The 3,664-nt window shown below is 75.4% G+C and carries 6 protein-coding genes; 5 read left to right on the top strand and 1 reads right to left on the bottom strand.

The genetic code is table 11. The annotated features are described in order from the left end of the window. The first annotated feature begins 325 nt into the window (after positions 1-325). From VFW24_18745 to VFW24_18755, 3 genes are all read left to right on the top strand, one after another. Positions 326-625 (top strand): hypothetical protein, encoded by a 300-nt coding sequence (locus VFW24_18745; protein HEX5268811.1) that lies wholly within the window; start codon positions 326-328, stop codon positions 623-625. Between the two features lie 69 nt (positions 626-694). Beyond that, a complete protein-coding gene (locus VFW24_18750) occupies positions 695-1,528 on the top strand; it encodes a response regulator (protein ID HEX5268812.1) in 834 nt (277 codons plus the stop codon). Then, positions 1,515-1,889: a TraR/DksA C4-type zinc finger protein gene (locus VFW24_18755; protein HEX5268813.1), complete on the top strand. Its 375-nt coding sequence runs from the start codon at positions 1,515-1,517 to the stop codon at positions 1,887-1,889. Before VFW24_18750 ends, VFW24_18755 begins: the two co-directional genes overlap by 14 nt. A 26-nt stretch (positions 1,890-1,915) precedes the next feature. On the opposite strand, the gene VFW24_18760 is transcribed toward VFW24_18755, so the two are convergent. After that, on the bottom strand, positions 1,916-2,518 hold the full coding sequence (locus VFW24_18760; protein HEX5268814.1) for a histidine phosphatase family protein: 603 nt from the start codon (positions 2,516-2,518) through the stop codon (positions 1,916-1,918). A gap of 19 nt (positions 2,519-2,537) precedes the next feature. Between VFW24_18760 and VFW24_18765 the strand changes: the two genes are divergently transcribed. Then, the gene (locus tag VFW24_18765) at positions 2,538-2,777 is read left to right on the top strand and encodes a MoaD/ThiS family protein (GenBank protein ID HEX5268815.1); all 240 of its coding nucleotides are present in this window, start codon (positions 2,538-2,540) and stop codon (positions 2,775-2,777) included. Then, positions 2,774-3,625 carry a hypothetical protein gene (locus VFW24_18770; GenBank protein HEX5268816.1) on the top strand — a complete coding sequence of 284 codons (852 nt, stop codon included), beginning with the start codon at positions 2,774-2,776 and terminating at the stop codon, positions 3,623-3,625. Before VFW24_18765 ends, VFW24_18770 begins: the two co-directional genes overlap by 4 nt. Positions 3,626-3,664 lie beyond the last annotated feature (39 nt).

Below are 3,664 nucleotides of genomic sequence, written 5' to 3' on the forward strand. Positions count from 1 at the left end.
CCCCGGCCGGCGGGCCGGGGGGTGGGCCGGGCGCTGCCCGCGGGTGCTCTTGGCCACCGGCGGGACGTTAGTGGCCGCCCCGTTCGCCTCCAGATCGCCCCAGTGGCGCCGGTACATGCCGATACATGACGGGAGGTCCGCTTTAGGCTGGTTGCCCAGGGAGTCCCCCTCCGGGCGTGGAACTCCATGGGGGATGTGGAAGTTGTCACGACCGGCATGATCGAGGGTCCGTAGGTGTTGTACAGGTGGACCGGCAGGAGTGCCGATAGGTGTGAAGCACCGGGTGGCCGGGAATCGGCAACCCGGAGGGAAATGGCGGGGACGGATGACCGAGGCGGAGACGGGAGAGGCGAGGGAGATGGGTGACGAGCAGCGTGACCGGTTGTTGGCTGCCGCCGAGCAGCTGCGTGACTCCCACGTCGGACAGGTCGCGGTCAGCGCCAGCCGGCTCGTGAACCCCCTACTGGACATCTGGGCGCTGGCCATCGAGGTCGGCCCGGATGCCGCCGCCCCGGTCGAGCAGCTCCTGACCGTCTACGCCGGCCCCCGGGAGCTGGCGTCGGCCACCGAGCTCGATCAGCTCGTCTCGGATCTCCGTGCCGCCACGGAGCATGCCCTGGTCTGACGTCCTCGCGCGGGGGCTCCCATCCCCCCCGGCTCCGGCGGGAACCGGGAAGATAAGGTCGTTCGACCGATGAGCACCGCACCGGGCGCCGGGAACGGCCCGTCGGGGAGCGCCCTGCCTGCCCCCCCGATCGACGTACTGATCGTCGACGACGTCGAGGACATCCGTCATCTCCTCCGACTGGTGCTCGGCACCGACGCCCGCTTCCGGGTCGTCGGAGAGGCACGCGACGGGGTCGAGGCCATCGAGCGGGCGGGGGCGCTGGCTCCCGACCTGATCGTGCTGGACCTGGCGATGCCCCGGCTCGACGGGTTCGCCGCCCTCCCCCGCATCCACGAGGTCGCACCCCACGCCCGCGTGGTCATCCTCACCGCCTTCGGGGACGCCGACGTCGAGGGCCGGGTCCTCTCCCTCGGCGCCGTCGGCTATCTCGACAAGCGGCTGCGCCCGGCGGACCTGGTGGAGGGCCTCGCCGCCCTGGCCGGAGCCCTCGAGGTGGTCGAGCAGGCCGTCGCCGAGGCGCGGTCCCGGCTGGCCGCCGAGGTCCAGAGCGCCGGCTCGGCCCGGCGCTTCGTCGAGACGACGCTCGAGGAGTGGGACTGCGCCGACTCCCTCGAGATCGTCAAGCTGCTGGTGAGCGAGCTGGTCACCAACGCCGTGCTCCACGCCGGCTCCGACGCCGAGGTCGTGGTCCAGCTGACCCCGTCGGTCCTCCACATCGAGGTGCTGGACGACAGCCCGGTGATGCCGGTGATGCGCCAGCCCGGGTCCTCCGACACGTCGGGGCGGGGACTGGCCCTCGTGGCCAACTTCGCGTCGGCGTGGGGGACGCGCCGCCTCGCCCACGGCAAGTCGGTGTGGTTCGACGTGCCCCGTAGCATGGCGTCCGATGGACACCGATGAGGCCGGGCGCCGGCTCGAGCAGGAGCGCGAGCGGCTGGGGGAGCTGAGGGAGGACTTCGCCCTGGAGCACCTGCAGTCGGAGTCGGAGCAGGAGAACCTCTCCGAGCTGTCGACGGCGGCCCAGCACCAGGCCGACCTCGGCACCGAGACCTTCGACCGCGAGCGCGACCTGTCGATCCTCGAGCAGGTCGAGGCCGAGCTGTCCGACGTCGAGCACGCCCTCGAGCGCCTGGAGAACGGGAGCTACGGCACGTGCGAGGCGTGCGGGCGACCCATCGACGAGGCTCGCCTCGAGGCCCAGCCCGCCACCCGCTTCTGCGTCGACGACCAGGCCGCCGCCGAGCGCGAGGCCCGCCGCTAACCCCGAAACACAAGGGCGAAGCGCCCTTATCCGAACCGCGCCCCCACCTGCCACCCGGCGGGGCCGCCCGGCACCAACCAGCGCCCGGTCAGGTTGCTGAACCCGCCGGGGCCCGCGCCCGCCTCGCGCTCCAGGGCCGAGATCAGCCCGCCGTGGCTGACGGCCACGACCACCTCACCGCCCTCCCGCCCCCCGGCGGCACCCATCAGGGCGTCGATGGCGGCCCGGGCCCGGCCCAGCACCGATCCCGTGGACTCGCCTCCGGGCGGCCGGGGCCGGCGCTGCTCCCGCCACGCCGCCACCTCCTCCGGGTAGCGCCCCCGGGCCTCCTCGTCGGTGAGCCCGGTGAGCCGGCCGATCTCGCGCTCGCGCAGGCGGGCGTCGATCTCCGGCTCCGGGCAGCCACACGCCTCGGCCAGGATGGCCGCCGTCCGGGCGGCCCGGGCCAGGTCCGACGACACCACCCCGACCACCGCCCCGGGGCCCTCGGCCCCGAGGCGGTGGCCCAGGGCCTCGGCCTGCTCGATCCCGGCCGGGGACAGGGGCGGGTCGGCCCAGCCCTGCATCCGGCCCTCGGCGTTCCATGTCGACTGGGCGTGCCGGATGAGCAGGACACGCGGCGGGGTCATCCCGGTAGCCTGCCCGCGCTTGGCTCGGCTCCGCCTCTTCGCCGCGGCCCGTCAGGCGGCGGGCACGACCAGCGACACCATCCCCGGCCGGACGGTCGGGGACGTGCTCGACGCGGCCGTCACGCGGTACGGCTCGGAGCTGGCGGCGGTGATCGAGAACGCCCGGGTCTGGCTCAACGGGGACCCCGCCGACCGTGGCGATCCGGTCAGGGACGACGACGAGGTGGCGGTCCTGCCGCCGGTTTCGGGGGGAGCGTGAGCGCCGCACCCGCCGTCCCGGCGGTCCCCCTTCCGGCTCCCCCGGCCCGGCCCGCCCGGCCCGCCCTGCGGGCCCTGCCGCGCACTGCGCCCCGGGGACGCCTCGGGGTGCTGTGGCTGGTGGTGACCGGGGTGGCCATGGCCGGCGGTCCCTGGGCGCTCGCCGCCTGGCTGGCCCTCGGTTCCGCCGTCGCGGTGCTGGCCGTGACCCGCAGCTGGCCGGGCCGGACCCGCCCCGCCCCGGCCGGGGCCCTGGTCGCCGCCCTCGGGGCACCGCTGGCGGCCGCAGCCGGAACCCCGGCGTTCGCCGCCGTGGTCTGCGCCGCCCTGGCGCTGGCCGTGCTGCCCCGCCGGGCCCGCATCGGGGCGGCGCTGCGTGCGGCACTACGGCGCCGGGCGGCGGAACCGAGGGAGCGGGCGGCGGTGGTCGGGATCGAGCTCGTCGCCGCCGGGCTGGGTGCGGGCGCGCTGGTGCTGACCGAGCGGATGAGCGTCACCGCCGCCGCCGCCCTGCTGGCCCTCGTGTGCTGTTACGACGCCAGCCGGTACCTGGTCGGGACCGGCGCGCCGGCGGCATGGGAGGGGGAGGTGGCGGGCATCGCCGCGGTGGGCAGCGCCGCGCTCGCACTGGCGGTCCTGCAACCGAGCCCTCTGTCGGGCGGCTACCCGTGGCTGCTCGGAGCGTTGGTCGCGTTCGGAGGACTGGCGGGCCGGCCGATGTCCAACCTGCTGGCCGCTCCCGACCCCGACGCGCCGTCGCCCGCGGTCCCGGGCGCGTTGCGGCGCCTGGACACCCTGCTGGTTGTGGCCCCGGCGTGGCTCCTGGTGGCCGCCGTGGCCCGCTTCTAGCCCTTCTTGGTCTCCCAGAAGATCTTGTCGATCTCGGCG

This window comes from Acidimicrobiales bacterium (assembly GCA_036273495.1).
GTDB lineage: Bacteria > Actinomycetota > Acidimicrobiia > Acidimicrobiales > JAJPHE01 > DASSEU01.